Below are 263 nucleotides of genomic sequence, written 5' to 3' on the forward strand. Positions count from 1 at the left end.
TGTGCCGCATCATGGTCACGTGGGGCCTGGTTTCGGCCGCGATGGCATGGGTGCAATCGCCTGCGTCGTTCTACGCGTTGCGCTTTTTGCTGGGCGTCGCCGAAGCGGGCTTCTTTCCCGGCATCATTTTTTACCTCACGCAGTGGTTTCCGCAGTCGTCGCGCGCGCGTGCAATCGGCCTGTTTTATTTCGGCGCACCGCTGGCGTTTATCTTCGGCGGACCTTTGTCGGGATTCCTGATTGATCTGCATGGCGTCGGCGGG

The 263-nt window shown here is 60.8% G+C and carries 1 protein-coding gene; it reads left to right on the plus strand.

Annotation, left to right across the window (positions count from 1 at the left end; all coding sequences use genetic code 11):
• Window positions 1–263, plus strand: a 263-nt coding sequence (locus SB816_RS32585; protein WP_410548322.1) for an MFS transporter, incomplete at both ends; no start/stop codon positions are given.

The organism is Achromobacter sp. SIMBA_011, from assembly GCF_046535435.1.
In the GTDB taxonomy this organism is placed as follows: domain Bacteria; phylum Pseudomonadota; class Gammaproteobacteria; order Burkholderiales; family Burkholderiaceae_B; genus Achromobacter; species Achromobacter dolens.